The sequence below is a fragment of the Burkholderia sp. COPS genome (genome assembly GCF_019425585.1).
In the GTDB taxonomy this organism is placed as follows: domain Bacteria; phylum Pseudomonadota; class Gammaproteobacteria; order Burkholderiales; family Burkholderiaceae; genus Burkholderia; species Burkholderia cepacia.
On the sequence record NZ_WIXR01000004.1, the window covers coordinates 183336 to 203059 of the forward strand.

A 19724-nucleotide genomic window follows, 5' to 3' on the forward strand; every position below is an offset into this window, starting at 1 on the left:
CGCACCCGGTCAGATCTCGATCTTCGTGCCGAGCTCGACCACGCGGTTCGCCGGAATCGAGAAGAAGTCGGTCGGCTTCGCCGCGTTCTGGTGCATCCACGCGAACACGCGCTCACGCCAGATCGACATCCCGGGCAGATGCGTCGGCACGACCGTTTCGCGCGCGAGGAAGAACGACGTGTCCATCAGTTCGAACGTCATGTCGTGCGTGCGGCCGAATTCCTCGAGCACGGCCTTCACGTCGGGCGTCTCGTTGAAGCCGTACTCGGCCTTCACGATGTACAGCCCGCCGCCCGCATCACGCGCGGTCTGGCGCTTGTCGTCGCGCACGTAGGGAAAATCGCGCGTCACGAACGTGAGGAAAATGGTCCGCTCATGCAGCACCTTGTTGTGTTTCAGGTTGTGCAGCAGGCTGACGGGCACGAGCTTGTCGTTGCCGGTCAGGTAGATCGCGGTGCCCGACACACGATGCGGCGGATGTGCGAGCAGGCCCTGCAGGAACGGCTCGAGCGGAATACCGTCGGCGGCCGTGCGCTCCTTGACGATGTGACGCCCCTTGTACCAGGTCATCAGCAGGAAGAACAGCAACGCGCCGATGCCGAGCGGCAGCCAGCCGCCCTGCGCAACCTTCAGCAGGTTCGCGCCGAAAAAGCCGAGATCGACCGCGAGGAACACGGCGATGATCGCGCCGACCAGCAGCCGGTTCCAGTTCCATACCTTCACCATCACGACTGCGGCGAGCACGGTCGTGATCACCATCGTCGCCGTCACCGCGATGCCGTACGCAGCCGCGAGGTTGTCCGAGCTCTTGAAGCCGATGACGATGCAGAGGATCACGAACAGCAGCAGCCAGTTCACGACCGGCACGTAGATCTGGCCGATCGCCAGTTCCGACGTATGCAGCACTTTCATGCGCGGCACGTAGCCGAGCTGGATGGCCTGCGACGTCAGCGAATACGCACCCGAGATCACCGCCTGCGACGCGATCACGGTCGCGACCGTCGACAGCACGACGAGCGGCAGCAGCCCCCATTCGGGTGCCAGCAGGAAGAACGGATTCTCGATCGCCTTCGGGTTCTGGATCAGCAGCGCGCCCTGGCCGAAGTAGTTCAGCACGAGCGACGGCATCACGAGCCCGTACGCGGCGATGCGGATCGGCTTCGCGCCGAAGTGGCCCATGTCCGCGTAAAGCGCTTCCGCGCCGGTCAGCACCAGCACGACCGAGCCGAGCACGACATAGGCCTGCAGCACATGCTCCGACATGAACGACGCGGCGTAATACGGGTTGATGGCCGCCATGATGCCCGGCACGCGCACGATGTGGTACACGCCGAGCGCGGCAATCACAACGAACCACAGCACCATGATCGGGCCGAACAGCTTGCCGACCAGCGCGGTACCGTGGCGCTGGATCCAGAACAGCGCGATCAGGATCACGATCGTGATCGGCATCACGAGATGGGACAGGTGCGGCGTCGCGATCTCGAGACCTTCGACCGCCGACATCACCGAGATCGCCGGCGTGATCACCGCGTCCCCGTAGAACATGCATGCGCCGAATATCCCGAGCGCCATCAGCGCGCCCGCGACGCGGGTCTTCGAGTCGAGCGGCCGCAACGACAGCGCCATCAGCGCGAGCACGCCGCCTTCGCCGTTGTTGTCCGCCCGCATCACGAACAGCAGGTACTTGATGCCGACCACCAGGATGATTGCCCAGAACAGCAGCGAGATCACGCCGAGGATCGACCCTTCGGTGAGCGGAATGCCGTGTGCGGGGCTGAACGCCTCCTTGAGCGAATACAGCGGGCTGGTGCCGATGTCGCCGAACACGACGCCGATGGCTGCTATCGCTAGCGCCCGCATCGAGTGTTGCTGCGTCGAATGCGGCGCGTGTGCTGCGTCGGTCGCGTGGATCGTGTCGTTCATATGAAGCGTAATAATCGGGTCCGGGTCGGACAAAACGAGCGCTATTCTACTCGCGCCCCCTTGAAACGCCGCCCTGCTCTGTTGCCATGGAACCACGTGAGCCACGCCATGCATGCAATCCGGCGCAAGCTGTGGCAGGGCTGCCAATCATAGCCGGGGCAGCGCCGTCTGCCTACCGGATCCGCGGCCCGCGCGCCGCCGGCGTGCATGGCGCCCCAATGAAAAACGGCGCCGCAAGCGGCGCCGTACAAGGCTTTCCTTCGATTGGCCGGCCGCTTACGCGCCCGAACCGTCGCGCTGGGCGCGACCGCGCTTGATCCACGCCTCGAGGTTGTGCGGGCGAACCGTGTCCCACTCCTCGAACGGCTGATGAATCCACGGATTCGTCGGCAGATACTGCGTGTGATAGTCGGGCTTGACCTTCGAGCAACCCTTGTACCAGAGCACGGCAGAACGCACGGCCGTCACGGACGGGTAGCGCTCCTTCAGGTGCTCCTGCACGCGCGCAAGCGTGACGCCCGAATCCACGAGATCGTCGACCAGCAGCACGTTGCCCGCCAGGTTGCCGCGCGTCATCGTGATGTACTGCGCGATGTCGAGCTCGCCCTGCTCCGTGCCGGCCGCTTCCCGGTACGAACTCGTCGCAAGGATCGCGAGCGGCACGTCGTAGATGCGCGACAGTTGATCGCCGACGCGCAGGCCGCCGCGCGCGAGGCACAGGATCTGGTCGAACTTCCAGCCCGATGCATGTACCTGGAGCGCGAGCAGCTCGATGAGACGGTGATATTCGTCCCAGCCTACCCACAGGTTCTTGTCGTCGTTGCGCGGATCGGTCATCAAGTCTGCCGCCGTCATCGTGATTTGCTGCGTCATCTGGGGTTACACCTTGAACGGATGGCGGAGCAGGATCGTTTCGTCGCGGTCCGGGCCCGTCGATACCATGTCGACCGGCACACCGGCCACTTCCTGGACGCGGGTCAGGTAAGCCTGGGCGTTTGCCGGCAGCGCTTCCCACGTCTTGATGCCGACCGTGCTTTCCTTCCAGCCGGCAAACGTTTCGTACACGGGCTCGCAACGGGCCACGTCGGCGGCACCGCGCGGCAGGATGTCCGCATCCTTGCCGTCGATCTTGTAGCCGACGCACAGCTTGACTTCGTCGAGGCCGTCGAGCACGTCGAGCTTCGTCATGCACAGGCCCGACACGCCGTTGATCTGGATCGAGCGGCGCAGCGCGGCCGCGTCGAGCCAGCCCGTGCGGCGCGGACGGCCGGTGACCGAACCGAATTCCTTGCCGACGTTCGCGAGCGTGACGCCGACCTGGTCCTGACGCTGCGGGTTGTCCGCATCGTACAGTTCGCTCGGGAACGGGCCCGAGCCGACGCGCGTGCAATACGCCTTCGTGATACCGAGGATGTAGTTGAGCTTCTGCGGGCCCACGCCCGCGCCGGCCGACGCCGCACCCGCGACGCAGTTGCTCGACGTGACGAACGGATAGGTACCGTGATCGATGTCGAGCAGCGTGCCTTGTGCGCCTTCGAACAGCAGGTTCTGGCCCGCATTGTTCGCGTCGTACAGGCGGCGCGACACGTCGGCCACCATCGGCTTCAGGCGGTCGGCATAACCGAGCATCGTGTCGAGCGTCGCCTGGAAATCGACGGCCGCGCCACCCAGGTACTGGGTCAGCACGAAGTTGTGGAAATCGAGGTTTTCGCGCAGGCGGTCGGCGAAGGTCTTCGCGTCGAACAGGTCCTGCACGCGCAGCGCGCGGCGGCCAACCTTGTCTTCGTACGCGGGGCCGATGCCGCGGCCCGTCGTGCCGATCTTGCCCGCGCCCTTGCGCGCTTCGCGCGCCTGGTCGATCGCGATGTGGTACGGCAGGATCAGCGTCGTCGCTTCGGAAATGAACAGGCGGTCGCGCACGTTCACGCCGGCCTCTTCCAGCTCGCCGATTTCCTTGAACAGTGCTTCCGGGGACAGGACGACGCCGTTGCCGATGTAGCAGGCGACGCCTTCACGCATGATGCCCGACGGAATGAGGCGCAAGATCGTTTTCTTGCCGCCGATGATGAGGGTGTGGCCGGCGTTGTGACCGCCCTGGAAACGCACGACGCCCTTAGCGTGGTCCGTCAGCCAGTCGACGATCTTGCCCTTGCCTTCATCACCCCATTGCGTTCCCACGACGACGACATTGCGCCCGGGAGTCACGTTCACTGCGCTGGCAGACATGTTGATTCGTTAGCTGGTTAAAAACGTATTCTACCTATGTTCGCGGGCGATTCCGAATTTTTCCGTTTCGCTTCAACGATATGCACGCCGAAGCACGTCCCGCGAACGACTGTTTATCGGGGTTCGACCACCCATGCGCCGCCGCGCTCGACGAGAGAACGGTCGCAGGCGAACTCGTCGAGCACATGATCGTGGCCCGGCAGCGCCTGGATCACGACCTCGCCCGCATCGCGCAGCGCCGCAACGGCCGCGCTCAGCGCATCGTCCTGCGCCCACGGCGCGAGAATCGCGGTACCGCGAGCCTCGACCGGCGAAATCCGGGCGAGCTCGCGCAGGTCGAGCGAGAAGCCGGTGGCCGGACGCGCACGACCATACGCCTGGCCGACGTGGTCGTAGCGGCCGCCGCGCGCGATCGCGTTCGGCACGCCGTCGATGTAGGCGCTGAACATCGCGCCGCTGTGATACGCGTAGCCGCGCAGGTCGCCCAGATCGATCGCCACTTCGGCACCCTTCGCCTGCGCCGCGAGTTGCGCCAGATCGTCGAGCGCCCGCGTGATTTCGGGCAGCACCGGCAACCGCGTCCGCGCCTCGGCGAGCACGCTCGCATCGCCATAGAGGTGGGGCAGCGCGCGCAGCGCGGCGCGCGTATCGGCGCCGAGATCGTCGGTCAGTTCGTTCAGCAACGGCACGTCCTTGCCCGACAGCGCGTCGTACAGCGACTCGCCACGCTCCGCGGCCTGCGCGTCGCGCGCCAGCAGCGCCGCGAGCACGCCCGCGTGGCCGAGGTCGAGACGGATGCGCGACAGGCCTGCGAGATGCAGCGCATCGAGCATCAGTTGCTGGATCTCGAGGTCGGCTTCCAGCCCGGCATGCCCGTAGATTTCGGCGCCGATCTGGATCTGCTCGCGCGTCGCGTGCAGGCCGCGCGGACGCGTATGCATCACGTGGCCCGCATAGCAGAGGCGCGTCACGCCCTGGCGGTTCAACAGGTGCGCGTCGATCCGCGCGACCTGCGGCGTGATGTCCGCGCGCAGGCCGAGCGTACGGCCCGACAGCTGGTCGACCAGCTTGAAGGTGCGCAGGCGCAGGTCGGCGCCGCCGCTCGTCAGCAGCGACTCGAGATACTCGAGCAGCGGCGGCATCACCATTTCGTAGCCATACGAACGGAAGCGGTCGAGCAGCCTGCGGCGCAGCTCCTCGATCTTGCGCGCTTCCGACGGCAGCACGTCGGCGATATTCTCGGGAAGTAACCAGGTCGACATCGGTACGGTCCTACGACGGGAAACAGCGCGCGACCACGCGCGCCGCGATGTGAATCGGAAATTCTGAATTCGGGCGGGACGGACGGCGGATGCGCCGTCCGGATCAGGTGGCGAGCAGCAGCAGTATGAGCCCGAGCACCATCACGATCAGCCCGCCGATCCGGATATGATGCGGCGGCCGCTCAGCTATTCTACGAAACGTGTCGCGCCAGGCGACGGGAAACACGAAGGGGAACGCCCCCTCGATGATCAGCATCAGCGCTACTGCGAGCAACAACGAGCCAGCCAGGTCCATGCGAGCGACGGCGCCGCTCGACGCGGCGCCCCAAGGTCAGTGTTTGCGGGGAGCAGCCGCCGCCGGTGCGGCACCGCCCGTCGGGCTGCGCATGAAGCGGAAGAACTCGCTGTCGGGATCGACGACGATGATGTCGTTGCGCTTGAACGTGTTCCGGTAAGCCTGCAGGCTCGCGTAGAACTGATAGAACTGCGGATCGCGGCCGAACGCATCGGCGGCGATCGTCGCGGCCTTCGCGTCGCCCTCGCCCTTGATCGTCTGCGCGGATTTGTACGCGTTCGCGAGCACGGCCTGCTGATCGCGTTCGGCGTCGGCCTTGATCTGCTCGACGTCGGCCGCGCCTTGCGCACGCACCTGCGCGGCCTGATCGCGCAGAGCGCCGATCATCCGCTGATAGACGGCATCGGTTTGCGCAGCGGGCAAGTCGACGCGCGTCAGCTGGACGTCGACCACGTCGACGCCGAAACCGGACGCCTTTGCCTTCACTTCGTCGCGGGCCGCATCGGCGATCGCACGCTGGCCGCCGAGCGCATCGTCGAGCGCATGCTTGCCGAACGCGTCGCCGAGTGCGCTCTTCAGTGCGCCGGCCAGACGTTCGCTGGCGGCCGCCGGGTCGCCCCCCGTCGCCGTGAAATACTTCATCGGATCGCCGATCCGGTACTTCACCGCATAGGCGACGAGCAGATCGTGCTTGTCTTCAGTCGCCACTTGCAGCGGATCCGAAGACTCGAGCGATTGAAGCCGCGTGTCGATCAGCGTCGCCGTCTGCAGCGGCGGCGGCAATTTGAAATGGATGCCAGGCCCGGCCAGTTCAGGCTGCGCGCCGTCGCGCCCCGACAGCACGGCCGCATGGCGCGGATCGACGGTAAGGACTGTCGAGGATGCCGCGAAGGCAACGATCACGATTGCGACGACGAGCGCAATGATTCGGTTCATGTTCTGCGCTCCCCGTTACTTCAGATCGTCTTCGCGCGACCGGCTGCGAAACGCCTCGCGCGATCGCAGCACGTCGTTGCCCGACGCTGCCGCGGCCGACGCCGCACTCGCGGGCGCCGCTACCGCCGGCGCGACGGCCGCCGGTGCCGACGCCACATCGGGTGCGGATGCCCCCGTGGACGCCGCGGCGTTTTGTCGCCCCTGCTCGACGAGCTTGTCGAGCGGCAGGTAAACGACGCTGTTGCCGCCCTTGTTGCCGACGAACACCTTCGTCGAGTTCGAATAGATTTCCTGCATCGTCTCGAGATACATCCGCTCACGGATCACCGCAGGCGCCTTCGAGTACTGCGCATAGACCTGCTTGAAGCGGTCGGCATCGCCTTCGGCTTCCGTGACCACGCGATCGGCATACGCCTTTGCTTCGTCGACGAGCTTCGCGGCATCGCCCTGCGCCTTCGGCAGCAGGTCGTTTGCATACGCCTGCGCGGCGCGCTTCGCGGCCTCGCGCTCGTCGCGCGCCTTGGCAACTTCGCCGTACGCGGCCTGCGTCTGCTCGGGCGCCGCAACGCTCTGCATCGTGACGGCCGTCACCTCGAGTCCCGACTGGTAGCGATCGAGATCGCGCTGGATCGCGGTGGAAAGCTGCTCGCGCAGCGCGTCGCGGTCCTGGTTCAGCACGTCGGCCGCGCTGCGCGTACCGACGATCGCACGCACCGCAGCCTGCGCGGCCTGCGACACGCTGCGCTCAGGGTCGACGCTGCGGAACAGGTAATCGGTCGCGGAACGGATCCGGTACTGGACGATGAAGCGCACGTCGACGATATCGGCATCGCGCGTCAGCATCGCGGCTTCCTTCACGTTCGCGAGGCGCACGACGTTGTTGCGGCCGATCTCGATCGAGCGGACCTGCGACGTGTCGACGATCTCGTGCGACGCGAACGGATACGGCGCGCGCCAGTGCACGCCCTGGCCGACCGTACCCGACAGCTTGCCGAGCTGCAGCACGACGCCTGTCTGGCCCTCCTGCACGACGAACAGCCCGCTGCCCGCGTAGACCGCGACCAGCACGCCGATCACGATGCCTACGCCGACTCGCGCGGCCCGCCCGTTGTCAGGACGAAAACCGTTGCCGCCCTTGCCGCCGAAAAGGCCGTTCAGGCGCCGGTTGAAGTTGCGCCACATCTCGTCGAGATCGGGCGGACCATCGCCGTCGCCGCCTTGCGGACGCTTCGATTCGTTCGCACGGGGACGGGATCCGTCTTTGCCATTGCCTTCGCCGCGTCCCCAGCGGGGATCGTTGATCGACAGCAAGGCGCGCATCCGCCGCCAGGTACTCCGCTCGTTGTATTCGTTCACCAGAGTTTGTTCACCAGATTAGACGCCGGCGAACCGGCCGGGACCGGTTAGCGCCCGTGTTCGGAAATCGTGTGGTCTTCGTGTGGTTCAGCGGGAGCGCCGTCGAGCGCGCCGTCGGGTAACGTCGCGCTGGAAAGGTGTTCCGCGGAGGCGATTTCGGCGATGGCGGCACGCAACGCGTCAAGACCCTGACCGGTGCGCGCGCTCAAAAAGACGCGCGAAATATTACCATACTCGTCCCGCTCGACCGCGTCGCCGCGGGCCGCCAGCTCAGGCACGGCGTCGATCTTGTTGAACACCAGTACCTGCCGGATCGTGTCCGCGCCGATCTCGTGCAGCACGCCGTTGACCTGCTCGATCTGTTCGAGCCTGACCGCGCTCGATGCATCGACCACGTGCAACAGCAGATCCGCGTGAATCGTTTCCTCGAGGGTCGCGCGGAATGCGGCGACCAGCTGGTGAGGCAACTCGCGGATGAACCCGACCGTATCCGACACGACGATCTGGCCGACCTCGTCGCCGAGGTACACGCGCCGCGACGTCGTGTCGAGCGTGGCGAACAGCTGGTCGGCCGCATAGGCCTGCGCTTTCGTCAGCGCATTGAACAGCGTCGACTTGCCCGCGTTCGTATAGCCGACCAGCGACACCGACATCGTGCCGCTGCGCGCGCGCTGCCGGCGCTGCGTGCTGTGCTGGCGGCGCAACCGGTCGAGCCGCGACTTCAGCATCTTGATGCGTTCGCCGATCAGCCGGCGGTCGGTTTCGAGCTGGGTTTCGCCAGGGCCGCGCAGGCCGATACCACCCTTCTGCCGTTCGAGGTGGGTCCACGCGCGAATGAGTCGCGTCGACAGGTACTGGAGCTGCGCGAGCTCGACCTGCAGCTTGCCTTCGTGGCTACGGGCGCGCTGCGCGAAGATGTCGAGGATGAGGCTGGTGCGATCGACCACACGCCTGTTAAGTGCCTGCTCCAGATTACGTTGCTGGGCCGGCGCCAATGCGTGATTGAAGATGACGATTTCGACGTTGTGCGCGTCGCAGGCGAGCCGGAGTTCTTCGGCTTTGCCGCTGCCGATGAACATCTTGGCATCGGGACTGGAGCGACGACCCGTGAGGGTGACGGCGGGACGGGCCCCCGCACTGGAGGCGAGAAGACTGAGTTCTTCGAGACTGGCTTCGAAATCGGTCTTGCCGAAATCGATGCCGACGAGCGCTGCGTTGATCAAATTTTCAGGTGTCAAGATAAGGCGGCTGGCATCGGTCGCTCGCGGCGACCGGATGCCGGCCGCTGCGATAGGTTAGGACGAGGCTTCCGCGTCCGGGTGGAAATTCACCGGGCGCGCCGGCACGACCGTCGAGATGGCGTGCTTGTACACCATCTGGGTCACCGTATTACGGAGCAACACGACGTACTGGTCGAACGATTCAATGTTCCCTTGAAGCTTGATGCCGTTGACGAGGTAGATCGAAACGGGAACGTGCTCTTTGCGCAGTGCGTTCAAAAACGGGTCTTGTAACAATTGCCCTTTGTTGCTCATGGCGTACTCCATCTTTTTTTGCAGGTTGATCTGGATTGGCGGCGAAGAAAAAGAGATCCGGCGCCAATCGCTACACTATAGCCGATTTTGCCTGGCCCACCCGGGGCATAGGCCGTGCGGCCTACCCCTCGTGTAACGCGTGTAACAGGCGTGCTTCAGCTCTTGTCCGCGTACGGATTGTTCGACGAACGGAACTCTATGCGCAATGGAGTCCCCGTCAGTGAGAAAGTTTCGCGGAACCGGTTTTCCAGGTAACGCTTGTACGTTTCCGTCACGGCGTCGAGCGCGTTGCCGTGGATGACGATGATCGGCGGATTCTGGCCGCCCTGGTGCGCGTAGCGCAGCTTCGGACGCACCGGGCCGCGACGGCGCGGCTGCTGGAACTCGACTGCCTCGATCAGCGCGCGCGTGAGCTTCGGCGTCGGCAGCTTCGCCATTGCCGCCGCGTACGCGTCGTCGACCGAGCGCATCAGCGTGCCGATGCCGGTCTTCTTCGTGGCGGAAATGAAGTGCGATTTCGCGAAGTCGAGGAATTTCAGCTTGCGGGTCAAATCCGCTTTCGCCCGATCGCGCGCATGCTCGTCGAGCCCGTCCCACTTGTTGACGCCGATCACGAGCGCGCGACCCTGTTCGACGACGAAGCCGGCGATGTGCGCGTCCTGGTCGGAAATGTCCTGCTGCGCATCCAGCAGAAGAATGACGACGTTCGCGTCGGAGATCGACTGCAGGGTCTTCACGACCGAGAATTTCTCGATCGCCTCGAACACCTTGCCGCGGCGCCGCAGGCCGGCCGTGTCGATCAGCGTGTATTTCTTGCCGTTACGCTCGAAGTCGACGTAGATCGAATCGCGCGTCGTGCCCGGCATGTCGAACGCGATCACGCGATCCTCGCCGATCAGCGCGTTCACGAGCGTCGATTTGCCGACGTTCGGGCGGCCGACGATCGCGATCTTGATGCCGCGCGACGGATCGTCGAGGTCTTCCTCTTCCGGCTGGCCCGCATACGCGACCTCCAGCGCCTCGTTGATCATGTCGGTCACGCCGTCGCCGTGCGCGGCCGAGATCGCGCGCGGATCGCCGAGCCCGAGCTCGTAGAAGTCGGTCGCGACCGCCGTGTACTTCATCCCCTCGGCCTTGTTGACGACCAGGAAGATCGGCCGGCCGGTCTTGCGCAGGTAGTCGGCGATCGACTTGTCCTGCGGCGCAAGCCCGTTGCGGCCATCGACGATGAACACGACGACGTCGGCTTCCTCGACGGCCTGGCGCGTCTGGCGCGCCATCTCGTGCAGGATGCCGTCCTTCGCGACAGGCTCGAAGCCGCCCGTATCGACGACCAGGTACGGCCGCTCGCCGACGCGCCCTTCGCCGTAATGGCGATCGCGCGTCAGGCCGGGCAAGTCGGCGACCAGCGCATCACGCGAACGCGTGAGCCGGTTGAACAGCGTGGATTTCCCCACATTGGGGCGCCCAACGAGGGCAATGACCGGTTTCATCTGTGTTTTCTACGGTGAAGCGCAGCAGCGGGAGGCCCGCTGCTGCGGGCGGCTGCGCTGAATGAAAATATCACGAATTCGCGCCGCGCCGGATGCGCGCGCCTGGCGCGCGATGCGCGCCGTCGTCTTTCGTCTCGAACTGCCTTTCAAATACCGAGCGGCCGGGAGCACCGGCCGCCTTCAAGTCGCACGACCACGGCGCGCGGGACGAGCCCGTCGCGCTGCGGTCGCGCATGTTTCCTGTGCGTCAGCGCGGACGGAATCCGTACAGGCCGCCGTCCTTCGTCTGCACGACGAGCGTATTGCCCGCGAGGACCGGCGCCGCCGTGATCGCGCTGCCGTCGGTCTTCATCCGCGCGATGAAGCTGCCGTCTTCGCGCGACAGGAAGTGCACGAAACCCTTGTAATCGCCCATCACGACCGCGTGCCCCAGCAGGTACGGCACGCCGACGTCGCGGCTCTTCAGCTTGTCGTTGCGCCAGAGCTGGTTGCCCGAAGCGGCATCGTACGCGGTCACGACCGACCAGTCGTCGCCGCCGGCAACGACCGAATCGTCCTGCGCGAGGCCGCTGCGGCTCGAGAACGGCTTTTCCCACAGCGGGCGCCCCGAGTTCGCATCGAAGCAGCCGAGCTGACCCTGGAACGTCACCGCGCAGGCTTCCGCACCCACGAGCGTCGGCGGGCCGCTGACGTCGTTGATGCGCTCGACCTCGGTCACGCCCTTCGGGAACGACACCGGCGTCTGCCAGAACGGTTCGCCCGTCTGCAGGTTGATCGCGACCAGCCCGCCGCCGGGGAAACCCGCCAGCACCGCCGCGTCACCGGCGAACGTCATCCCGGCCGACACACGCAGGTTCAGCGGCACCGCGCGGTTGCGGTAGTTCCACTTCTGCTCGCCCGTCTGCGCGTTGAACGCGACCACCTGGCCGTCGATCGTGCGGACGACCACCAGGCCGTTGCCGACGAGCGGCGGCGAGAAGATCTCGCCCTGCACGCTGGTCTTCCACAGTTGCTTGCCGTCCGGGCCCAGTACGAACACGCCGCCCTTCAGCGCGCCGACCGCGGTCAGGTTGCCGTCGCTGCCGACACCGGCCGACAGGTCGGAGCCGACCTTCGCGCGCCAGACCGTCTGGCCCGTCTTCGCGTCGATCTTCTCGACCGAACCGTTTTCGCCCGCCGCATAGACGGCGTCGCCCACGGCCACCGGCGAGAACAGGTAGCGCCCGCCCTTGCCGACGCTCGCCTTCCAGACCTGTTGCACGTCCATCACGGGCTTGAACTCGGTGAGCGGCGTCGGCACGCGGCGCGCGTCCTTCGACGACGAGCAGGCCGCCAATGCGAGGACAGCCGCCGCGCAGGCAACGGGCACAGCGTAACGTTTCAGCAAATTCATCGGTTAGCGAAGCAGAGTTAAGAGGTTGAGGGGACCGGGGTTCAGCCGCCGAGCGCGTCCAGCTTGAACTGCACGAGCTGGCGGGCAGACTGGTCGTCCTTCGACAGGCCGTCGAGCGCGAGCTTGTATGCGGCGCGCGCGTCGTCGGTCTTGCCTTGCGCGGCAAGCAGATCGCCGCGGCGATCGGCCACGAGGCCCTTGAATGCATCGACCGGCGTACCCGACAGCAGCGCGAGGCCCGCGTCGTACGCCTTCTCGTCGAGCAGCAGCGACGCGAGGCGCAGCTTCGCGATCTGCTTGTACTCGTCATCCTTGGCGTGATCGACGGCCCATTGCAGCTGCGCCTTCGCACCTGCCGTGTCACCGGCCGCGTACAGCGTCTTTGCTGCGGAGAGCGCCGTCATCTGTGCATACGGCGTGCTGCCGAACTTGGCTTCCATGTCGGCGGCCGCGCGAGCCATCGTCGCCTTGTCGTTCGCGGCGGCAGCCTTCTGGACCTGTTCGTACAGCCCGGACGCCTCGGCAGCCTGACGGCGCTGCCAGTAGTTCCAGCCATTGAAACCGGCCGCGACGACGAGCGCCGCGAGCACGATCCACGTGGTGAGGTTGCCCCAGCGGGCCCACCACGCCTTCAGACTTTCAATCGATTCTTGTTCGTCGTGATAACTCATCGGCGAGCGATTCCTTCCTGTTCAGGCCTTTCTTGTCGAGCGGATGCCAGCGCGATCAGTCGTCGCCGTCTTCGGCGGATGCAACCATCGCATTGATTAGGAATTCGGTCAAGCCTTCGACCGGTACGGTCTGCTGAACGTTCTTTTCCCCGTCTCCGCCCGCACCGCGCAGCGCCTTCACGCCCACCGTACCGTTCGCAACCTCCTCTTCGCCGAAGATCACTGCGAACGCGGCGCCACTGGCGTCGGCCCGTTTCATTTGCGACTTGAAGCTCGCCGGCGCGCCGTCCGCGCTGCAGTGGAAAATCACGTCGAGGCCCGTATCGCGCAGGCGTTCGGCCGCGATGAACGCCTGTTCGCGCGCGGTCTCGCCCTGGTGCACGACGTACACGTCGACGCCTTCCTGCTCGGGCGCGAGATCTTCTTCCTTCAGCAGTTCGAGGATCCGCTCGATGCCCATCGCCCAGCCGCACGCCGCGGTCGGCTTGCCGCCGAGTTGCTCGATCAGCGGATCGTAGCGACCGCCGGCCGCGACCGTGCCCTGCGCGCCGAGCTTGTCGGTCACCCACTCGAACACGGTCAGGTTGTAATAGTCGAGACCACGCACGAGACGCGGGTTGATCTTGAACGGGATGTTGTTCGCGAGCAGCAGGCGCTGCAGCCCTTCGAAGTGCGCGCGCGATTCTTCGCCGAGGAAGTCGATCAGCTTCGGCGCGTTCTGCGCGATTTCCTGCAGCGCGGGATTCTTCGTGTCGAGCACGCGCAGCGGGTTCGTATACAGACGGCGCTTTGCATCCTCGTCGAGCACGTCGGCGAACTGCTCGAGGTACTTGATCAGTTCGACGCGGTGCGCGGCACGCTCTTCGGCGAGGCCGAGCGAGTTGATCTCGAGCTTGATGCCGGTCAGGCCGAGGTCATCCCACAGGCGCTGGCACATCATGATGATCTCGGCATCCGCATCGGGGCCCGCGAAGCCGAGCGCCTCGACGCCGACCTGGTGGAACTGGCGATAGCGGCCGCGCTGCGGACGCTCGTGACGGAACATCGGGCCGATGTACCACAGGCGCTTCGGGCCGTCGTACAGCATGTTGTGCTCGATCGACGCGCGCACCACCGCCGCGGTATTTTCCGGGCGCATCGTCAGGTTCTCGCCATTCAGTGCGTCGGTGAAGCTGTACATCTCCTTCTCGACGATGTCCGTGACCTCGCCGATGCCGCGCGTGAAGAGCTGCGTGTGTTCGACGATCGGCGTGCGGATGTTCTGGTAGCCGTATGCGCGCAGCAGCGATTTCACGGTGGCTTCGAAGAACTCCCAAAGGCCGGCATCCTGCGGGAGGATGTCGTTCATGCCCTTGACGCCGGTGAGCTTCTCGATCTTGCGTTTTTGTTCAGTCATCGTGTGTGTGGACGAATTAGTTCAGGGCCTCGGTACGGCCGTAATTGCGTGCGACGTAGTCGCTGACGATCTGCTGGAATTCCTCGGCGATCCGCTCGCCGCGCAGCGTCTTGACCTTCTCGCCGTCGATGAAGACGGGCGCGGCCGGGTTCTCGCCCGAACCCGGCAGGCTGATGCCGATGTTTGCGTGCTTCGATTCGCCCGGGCCGTTGACGATGCAGCCCATCACCGCGACGTTCATCTTCTCGACGCCCGGATACTCCTTGCGCCAGACCGGCATCTGTTCGCGCAGGTAGGTCTGAATCTGCATCGCGAGCTCCTGGAACAGCGTGCTCGTCGTACGGCCGCAGCCCGGGCACGCGATCACCATCGGTGCGAACGAGCGCAGGCCCATCGTCTGGAGGATTTCCTGGCCGACGATTACCTCGCCCGTGCGCGATGCGCCCGGTTCCGGCGTCAGCGAAATGCGGATCGTGTCGCCGATCCCTTCCTGCAGCAGCACGCCGAGTGCAGCCGTCGAAGCCACGATGCCCTTCGAGCCCATGCCGGCCTCGGTCAGCCCGAGGTGCAGCGCGAAGCCGCAGCGGCGGCCGAGTTCGCGGTACACGGCGATCAGGTCCTGCACGCCGCTGACCTTGCACGACAGCACGATACGGTCGCGGCCGAGACCCAGTTCGACCGCACGCTCGGCCGAGCCGATCGCCGACTGGATCAGCGCCTCGTACATCACGCTCTGCGCATCCCACGGCTGCGAACGCGCACCGTTCTCGTCCATCATGCGCGCGAGCAGATCCTGGTCGAGACTGCCCCAGTTCACGCCGATCCGTACCGGCTTGTCGTACTTGGCCGCGGCCTCGATCATCTGCGCGAACTGCGTATCGCGCTTCGCGCCCTGGCCGACGTTGCCCGGGTTGATCCGGTACTTCGACAGCGACTCGGCGCAGCCCGGGTAGTCACGCAGCAGCAGGTGGCCGTTGTAGTGGAAATCGCCGACGAGCGGCACGGTCACGCCCATGCGGTCGAGCTGCTCGCGGATCGCCGGCACGGCGGCCGCGGCCTCGGGCGTGTTGACCGTGATGCGCACCAGTTCGGAGCCCGCGTTCGCGAGTTCCTTGATCTGGATTGCCGTGCCGATCGCGTCGGCCGTGTCGGTATTCGTCATCGACTGCACGCGCACCGGCGCGTCGCCGCCGATCGTCACGAGCTGCCCGCCCCAGCGGACATCCACCGCATGCGATACGCGGCGCGGCTGATGCCCGCCGAACACCGGCTCGGTTGAACAAATCTGACTGCTGCGTGGGGATTGAGCTTCGGATTGCATCGATAGATCCATTTACGCGGAATGCGCCGCGACGCGGCGCATGAATTGAAAAAGCGCCGTGCCCTCACGGCCTGCCGATATCGACGACAGGCCTTCGCCACGGCGCTTGACGTCAGGGCAACGTGAACCGCGCCACGTTACCCCGCGCTGCCGAATATTTTGCCGGATCGACGGGTTTTCCGTCGAACGCAACGGTGTCGAGGCCCGCCTTGTTGCCGATCGTGACCTTGAACGGGCCGTCGCCCGCGACCTGCTTCGCCTCGCCGCCGCGCACCAGTCCGGAGAACAGCTCCTTGCCGCTCTTGTCGCGCACGCTGAACCAGCTGTCCTGCTTGACCTTCAGTTCGACCATGGACTGGCCGGCCACGACCGCGGCGCTCGCCGGCTGAGCCGGCGCGGCGGCGCTTGCCGCCGCCGTCGCCACGACCGGCTGCGATGCGGCCGCCGTTACGGCCGGCGCCACCGGCGCAGGCGCCGGAACTGCCGACGCAATAACCGGCGCCGGCGCAGCAGATGCAGCAGCCGGGGCCGGAACCTCATTCGCGACCACGGCAGCCGCACCGCTCGAGGCCGCCTCTTCGACGGTTGACGAGGATGCCGCCGCCGGCACGCTCGCGGCCGACGCATGCTCCGCGTCGCCGCCCTTGAAACGCGCGAGCAGGCTCGACGAATCGCCGCCAGTGTGCCACATCAGTACGGCGACCACCGCGACGACGACGATCGCCGTGCCCCACAACCACGGATGATGCCGCGACGATCCGCCCAGCGGAATCGACACGCGGCCGCGCGGCAGATCCGTCCCCGACGACGCGGGCATCGACAGGTCGACTTCCGGCACCCCGCGCTCACGGCGCAACGCCTGCGCGAACGGCTCCGGATCGACGCCGAGCATCTTCGCGTAGCTGCGTACGACGCCGAGTGCAAACGTCACGCCGGGCAAATGACTGATGTCACCCGCCTCGAGCGCCCGGAGCTTCTGCGGTGCGACCTTGAGTCGCGCCGACACGTCGTCGACGGTCCACCCTCTTGCCTCCCGAAGCTGCGCCAGCCGGCTGCCGACCGCCGCAAGCGATTCCAACCCCGCCGGTGCCGGCTTCGCGCCATTCGTCTCTGCGCCGTTAGACGGCTGCGGCTCACTCATCCTTGTCCTCGCGTCGATTCTTCTTCACTGGCGGCCGCCGCCGGCTCCCGCCGGCCGGCACCCGCAACTGTCCATACCATGCGCGACGCCGTGGCGCCGCGACCGATCGCTATTCGCGTGTTGTACCGCCCAAAAGGCGCTGGCATCCCCGGCCAGGCGCCCCTGTCAAATCGCCCGAACCTCGATGATTTTCCCTGCTGCGCCCGTTCGTTCCGCGAGGCGCGTGCGATCCTTCACTGCGCCGGCCAGCTGGCCGCACGCGGCATCGATGTCGTCGCCGCGCGTCTTGCGCACGGTCGTGACGACACCCGCGTCGATGAGGACCTGCGCAAAGCGCTTGATCTGCTCCGGTTTCGAGCGGATGAGGCCCGATTCCGGAAACGGATTGAACGGGATCAGATTGAACTTGCACGGCACGTCGCGCGTGACGGCCAGCAGTTCGCGAGCATGCGCTTCGGTGTCGTTGACGCCGTCCAGCATGCAGTATTCGAAAGTAATGAAGTCGCGCGGCGCGACTTTCAGGTAGCGCTGGCAAGCCGCCATCAGCTCACGCAGCGGATACTTCTTGTTGAGCGGCACCAGCTCGTCGCGCAGCGCATCGTTGGGCGCGTGCAGCGAAACGGCCAGCGCAACCGGCAACTCGGCGCCGAGGCGGTCCATCATCGGCACCACGCCGGACGTGGACAGCGTGACGCGGCGGCGCGACAGGCCGTACGCGTTGTCGTCGAGCATCAGCCGCATGGCCGGCACGACCGCGCTGTAATTCAGCAGCGGCTCGCCCATGCCCATCATCACCACGTTGGTGACGACCCGCTCGGCCTTGCCGTTCGGGCCGGGTGCGCGACCCAGCGACGCTCGCAATGCAAATTCGGCCATCCGTAGCTGGCCGATGATTTCGGCTGTCGACAGGTTGCGGGAAAAGCCCTGCTTGCCCGTCGAGCAGAAGCGGCAGTTCACCGCACACCCGGCCTGCGACGACACGCACAGCGTGCCGCGCGTCTCTTCCGGGATGAACACGGTTTCGACCGCATTGCCGTTTCCGACGTCGATGAGCCACTTGCGCGTGCCGTCGGCGGAAACGTGATCGCTGGCGATCTCGGGCATGACGATCGACGCGCGGCCCTTGAGTTTCTCTCTCAAGGACTTCGCAAGATCGGTCATGCCGTCGAAATCGCCAGCGTTGTACTGGTGGATCCAGCGCTGCAACTGCTTGGCGCGGAACGGCTTCTCGCCGAGGCTGCCGCAGTACGCGACAAGACCCTCGGCATCGAAGTCGAGAAGATTGACGGAAGTTTCGCTCGTCATGATGTGCTGCCTTGCCGCGTGCGCTGAATCCTGCCTACTTGCTGCCAGCCAGGGCTTAGCGCGAGTAAACGTTCATTTCCGGGAAGAAGAACGCGATTTCGACCGCTGCCGTTTCCGCAGCGTCCGAGCCGTGCACGGCGTTCGCGTCGATGCTGTCGGCGAAGTCGGCGCGGATCGTGCCCTTTTCCGCCTTCTTCGGATCCGTTGCGCCCATCAGGTCGCGGTTCTTCAGGATCGCGCCTTCACCCTCCAGAACCTGGATCATCACCGGGCCCGAGATCATGAAATCGACGAGGTCCTTGAAGAACGGACGCGCTGCGTGAACCGCGTAGAACTTCTCTGCGTCAGCACGCGACAGGTGTGCCATGCGCGATGCGACGATCTTCAGGCCGGCGCCTTCGAAACGGCTGTAGATCTGGCCGATCACGTTCTTTGCCACCGCATCCGGCTTGATGATCGACAGGGTGCGCTCGATTGCCATAAAAACTCCAAAAAATTAAGAAGTTACAGGTTCAAATGAATCCGCTATTGTAGCACGATCCCGTGTATCATTGCGATTGAACCCTTACACGCGTGAAAGGTTCAGAATCCATATGTTTTGTGCTGCCCGGCCATTGAAACCTCCCGGCACGGAACGTATCTTAGCCATAGCTGCTCCGGTTTGCTGCGCCGCACACCGCGCGCGCCGAACCGGCCCCGGACGCCCACGCGTTCAATGTTAGGAGAAACCATGAACGACTATCCGTACAATTTCGGCCGCGGCGGTTCCGTCAGCACCGCCGAGGTTCGCAACCGCGTGCTGCGGAACACGTACTGGCTGCTCGCGCTGTCGATGGTGCCGACCGTGCTGGGCGCCTGGGTCGGCGTCGCGACGGGCTTCTCGCTGTTCGCGGCCACGAGCCCGATGATGAGCCTGCTCGCGTTCTTCGCGATCGCGTTCGGCTTCATGTTCGCGATCGAGCGGACGAAAAACAGCGCGGCCGGCGTATTCGTGCTGCTCGGCTTCACGTTCTTCATGGGCCTGATGCTGTCCCGGCTGCTGAGCTTCATCCTCGGCTTCTCGAACGGCCCGTCGCTGATCATGCTCGCGTTCGGCGGCACCGGCATCATCTTTGCCGCGATGGCGACGATCGCCACCGTCAGCAAGCGTGATTTCTCGGGGCTCGGCAAGTGGCTGTTCATGGGCGTGATCGTCATCCTGCTTGCCTCGGTCGCGAACATCTTCCTGCAACTCCCGGCGCTGATGCTCACCGTGTCGGTACTCGCGATCGCGATCTTCTCCGCCTACATGCTGTTCGACGTCCAGCGCGTCGTGAACGGCGGCGAGACGAACTACATCTCGGCAACGCTCGCGATCTACCTCGACCTGTACAACGTGTTCACGAACCTGCTCGCGCTGCTCGGCATCTTCGGCGGCAACCGCAACTGACGTTCGCCACGCATCATGAAAAAACCGGCCCGCGGGCCG

18 protein-coding genes are annotated in these 19724 nt (G+C 65.4%); 1 reads left to right on the forward strand and 17 read right to left on the reverse strand.

All coding sequences use genetic code 11. The annotated features are described in order from the left end of the window. Positions 1-9: 9 nt before the first annotated feature. The 17 genes from FOZ70_RS03570 to ndk form a co-directional block, all read right to left on the reverse strand. On the reverse strand, positions 10-1926 hold the full coding sequence (locus FOZ70_RS03570) for a potassium transporter Kup (RefSeq protein WP_021163125.1): 1917 nt from the start codon (positions 1924-1926) through the stop codon (positions 10-12). Positions 1927-2202: 276 nt separating this feature from the next. Next, a complete protein-coding gene (locus FOZ70_RS03575; RefSeq protein ID WP_021163124.1) occupies positions 2203-2799 on the reverse strand; it encodes a phosphoribosyltransferase in 597 nt (198 codons plus the stop codon). A 6-nt stretch (positions 2800-2805) separates the two neighbouring features. Next, on the reverse strand, positions 2806-4152 hold the full coding sequence (locus FOZ70_RS03580; protein ID WP_021163123.1) for an adenylosuccinate synthase: 1347 nt from the start codon (positions 4150-4152) through the stop codon (positions 2806-2808). Between the two features lie 113 nt (positions 4153-4265). After that, positions 4266-5414, reverse strand: a complete 1149-nt coding sequence (locus tag FOZ70_RS03585) for an ATP phosphoribosyltransferase regulatory subunit (RefSeq protein WP_021163122.1) — start codon at positions 5412-5414, stop codon at positions 4266-4268. Between the two features lie 103 nt (positions 5415-5517). Continuing rightward, positions 5518-5709, reverse strand: a complete 192-nt coding sequence (locus FOZ70_RS03590; protein ID WP_011352254.1) for a DUF2065 domain-containing protein — start codon at positions 5707-5709, stop codon at positions 5518-5520. Positions 5710-5745: 36 nt separating this feature from the next. Next, positions 5746-6645, reverse strand: a complete 900-nt coding sequence (locus FOZ70_RS03595; protein WP_059494255.1) for a protease modulator HflC — start codon at positions 6643-6645, stop codon at positions 5746-5748. A gap of 15 nt (positions 6646-6660) precedes the next feature. After that, positions 6661-8001 (reverse strand): FtsH protease activity modulator HflK, encoded by a 1341-nt coding sequence (gene hflK / locus FOZ70_RS03600; protein WP_059651715.1) that lies wholly within the window; start codon positions 7999-8001, stop codon positions 6661-6663. Between the two features lie 47 nt (positions 8002-8048). After that, positions 8049-9224 (reverse strand): GTPase HflX, encoded by a 1176-nt coding sequence (gene hflX / locus FOZ70_RS03605; protein WP_175829770.1) that lies wholly within the window; start codon positions 9222-9224, stop codon positions 8049-8051. Positions 9225-9296: 72 nt separating this feature from the next. After that, positions 9297-9536: an RNA chaperone Hfq gene (gene hfq / locus FOZ70_RS03610; RefSeq protein ID WP_006399927.1), complete on the reverse strand. Its 240-nt coding sequence runs from the start codon at positions 9534-9536 to the stop codon at positions 9297-9299. A 155-nt stretch (positions 9537-9691) separates the two neighbouring features. Beyond that, positions 9692-11029 carry a ribosome biogenesis GTPase Der gene (der, locus tag FOZ70_RS03615; protein WP_051392374.1) on the reverse strand — a complete coding sequence of 446 codons (1338 nt, stop codon included), beginning with the start codon at positions 11027-11029 and terminating at the stop codon, positions 9692-9694. 247 nt (positions 11030-11276) lie between these two features. Continuing rightward, complete coding sequence (bamB, locus tag FOZ70_RS03620) at positions 11277-12422, reverse strand: outer membrane protein assembly factor BamB (RefSeq protein ID WP_042977620.1); 1146 nt, start codon at positions 12420-12422, stop codon at positions 11277-11279. Between the two features lie 41 nt (positions 12423-12463). After that, positions 12464-13093: a tetratricopeptide repeat protein gene (locus FOZ70_RS03625; RefSeq protein ID WP_021163115.1), complete on the reverse strand. Its 630-nt coding sequence runs from the start codon at positions 13091-13093 to the stop codon at positions 12464-12466. Between the two features lie 55 nt (positions 13094-13148). Further along, positions 13149-14489, reverse strand: coding sequence for a histidine--tRNA ligase (gene hisS, locus FOZ70_RS03630; protein ID WP_027787236.1), 1341 nt, complete (start codon positions 14487-14489; stop codon positions 13149-13151). A gap of 16 nt (positions 14490-14505) precedes the next feature. Then, positions 14506-15810, reverse strand: a complete 1305-nt coding sequence (ispG, locus tag FOZ70_RS03635) for a flavodoxin-dependent (E)-4-hydroxy-3-methylbut-2-enyl-diphosphate synthase (RefSeq protein WP_027787235.1) — start codon at positions 15808-15810, stop codon at positions 14506-14508. Between the two features lie 112 nt (positions 15811-15922). Next, positions 15923-16951 (reverse strand): helix-turn-helix domain-containing protein, encoded by a 1029-nt coding sequence (locus FOZ70_RS03640; protein ID WP_219704957.1) that lies wholly within the window; start codon positions 16949-16951, stop codon positions 15923-15925. Between the two features lie 165 nt (positions 16952-17116). Further along, positions 17117-18256, reverse strand: coding sequence for a 23S rRNA (adenine(2503)-C(2))-methyltransferase RlmN (gene rlmN / locus FOZ70_RS03645; protein WP_048021097.1), 1140 nt, complete (start codon positions 18254-18256; stop codon positions 17117-17119). Between the two features lie 55 nt (positions 18257-18311). Then, positions 18312-18737: a nucleoside-diphosphate kinase gene (gene ndk / locus FOZ70_RS03650; RefSeq protein ID WP_006478674.1), complete on the reverse strand. Its 426-nt coding sequence runs from the start codon at positions 18735-18737 to the stop codon at positions 18312-18314. A 249-nt stretch (positions 18738-18986) separates the two neighbouring features. On the opposite strand from ndk, the gene FOZ70_RS03655 reads away from it, so the two are divergent. Continuing rightward, positions 18987-19685: a Bax inhibitor-1/YccA family protein gene (locus FOZ70_RS03655; RefSeq protein ID WP_006761414.1), complete on the forward strand. Its 699-nt coding sequence runs from the start codon at positions 18987-18989 to the stop codon at positions 19683-19685. Positions 19686-19724 lie beyond the last annotated feature (39 nt).

What these genes read in the sequence shown, in the direction of transcription:
- FOZ70_RS03585 (WP_021163122.1), bottom strand. Translation starts at nt 5,414, where the DNA reads ATGTCGACCTGGTTACTTCCCGAGAATATCGCCGACGTGCTGCCGTCG.
- FOZ70_RS03640 (WP_219704957.1), bottom strand. Translation starts at nt 16,951, where the DNA reads ATGAGTGAGCCGCAGCCGTCTAACGGCGCAGAGACGAATGGCGCGAAG.
- hfq (WP_006399927.1), bottom strand. Translation starts at nt 9,536, where the DNA reads ATGAGCAACAAAGGGCAATTGTTACAAGACCCGTTTTTGAACGCACTG.
- FOZ70_RS03590 (WP_011352254.1), bottom strand. Translation starts at nt 5,709, where the DNA reads ATGGACCTGGCTGGCTCGTTGTTGCTCGCAGTAGCGCTGATGCTGATC.
- ispG (WP_027787235.1), bottom strand. Translation starts at nt 15,810, where the DNA reads ATGCAATCCGAAGCTCAATCCCCACGCAGCAGTCAGATTTGTTCAACC.
- FOZ70_RS03655 (WP_006761414.1), top strand. Translation starts at nt 18,987, where the DNA reads ATGAACGACTATCCGTACAATTTCGGCCGCGGCGGTTCCGTCAGCACC.
- FOZ70_RS03580 (WP_021163123.1), bottom strand. Translation starts at nt 4,152, where the DNA reads ATGTCTGCCAGCGCAGTGAACGTGACTCCCGGGCGCAATGTCGTCGTC.
- FOZ70_RS03625 (WP_021163115.1), bottom strand. Translation starts at nt 13,093, where the DNA reads ATGAGTTATCACGACGAACAAGAATCGATTGAAAGTCTGAAGGCGTGG.
- FOZ70_RS03570 (WP_021163125.1), bottom strand. Translation starts at nt 1,926, where the DNA reads ATGAACGACACGATCCACGCGACCGACGCAGCACACGCGCCGCATTCG.
- hisS (WP_027787236.1), bottom strand. Translation starts at nt 14,489, where the DNA reads ATGACTGAACAAAAACGCAAGATCGAGAAGCTCACCGGCGTCAAGGGC.
- FOZ70_RS03595 (WP_059494255.1), bottom strand. Translation starts at nt 6,645, where the DNA reads ATGAACCGAATCATTGCGCTCGTCGTCGCAATCGTGATCGTTGCCTTC.
- ndk (WP_006478674.1), bottom strand. Translation starts at nt 18,737, where the DNA reads ATGGCAATCGAGCGCACCCTGTCGATCATCAAGCCGGATGCGGTGGCA.
- bamB (WP_042977620.1), bottom strand. Translation starts at nt 12,422, where the DNA reads ATGAATTTGCTGAAACGTTACGCTGTGCCCGTTGCCTGCGCGGCGGCT.
- rlmN (WP_048021097.1), bottom strand. Translation starts at nt 18,256, where the DNA reads ATGACGAGCGAAACTTCCGTCAATCTTCTCGACTTCGATGCCGAGGGT.
- der (WP_051392374.1), bottom strand. Translation starts at nt 11,029, where the DNA reads ATGAAACCGGTCATTGCCCTCGTTGGGCGCCCCAATGTGGGGAAATCC.
- FOZ70_RS03575 (WP_021163124.1), bottom strand. Translation starts at nt 2,799, where the DNA reads ATGACGCAGCAAATCACGATGACGGCGGCAGACTTGATGACCGATCCG.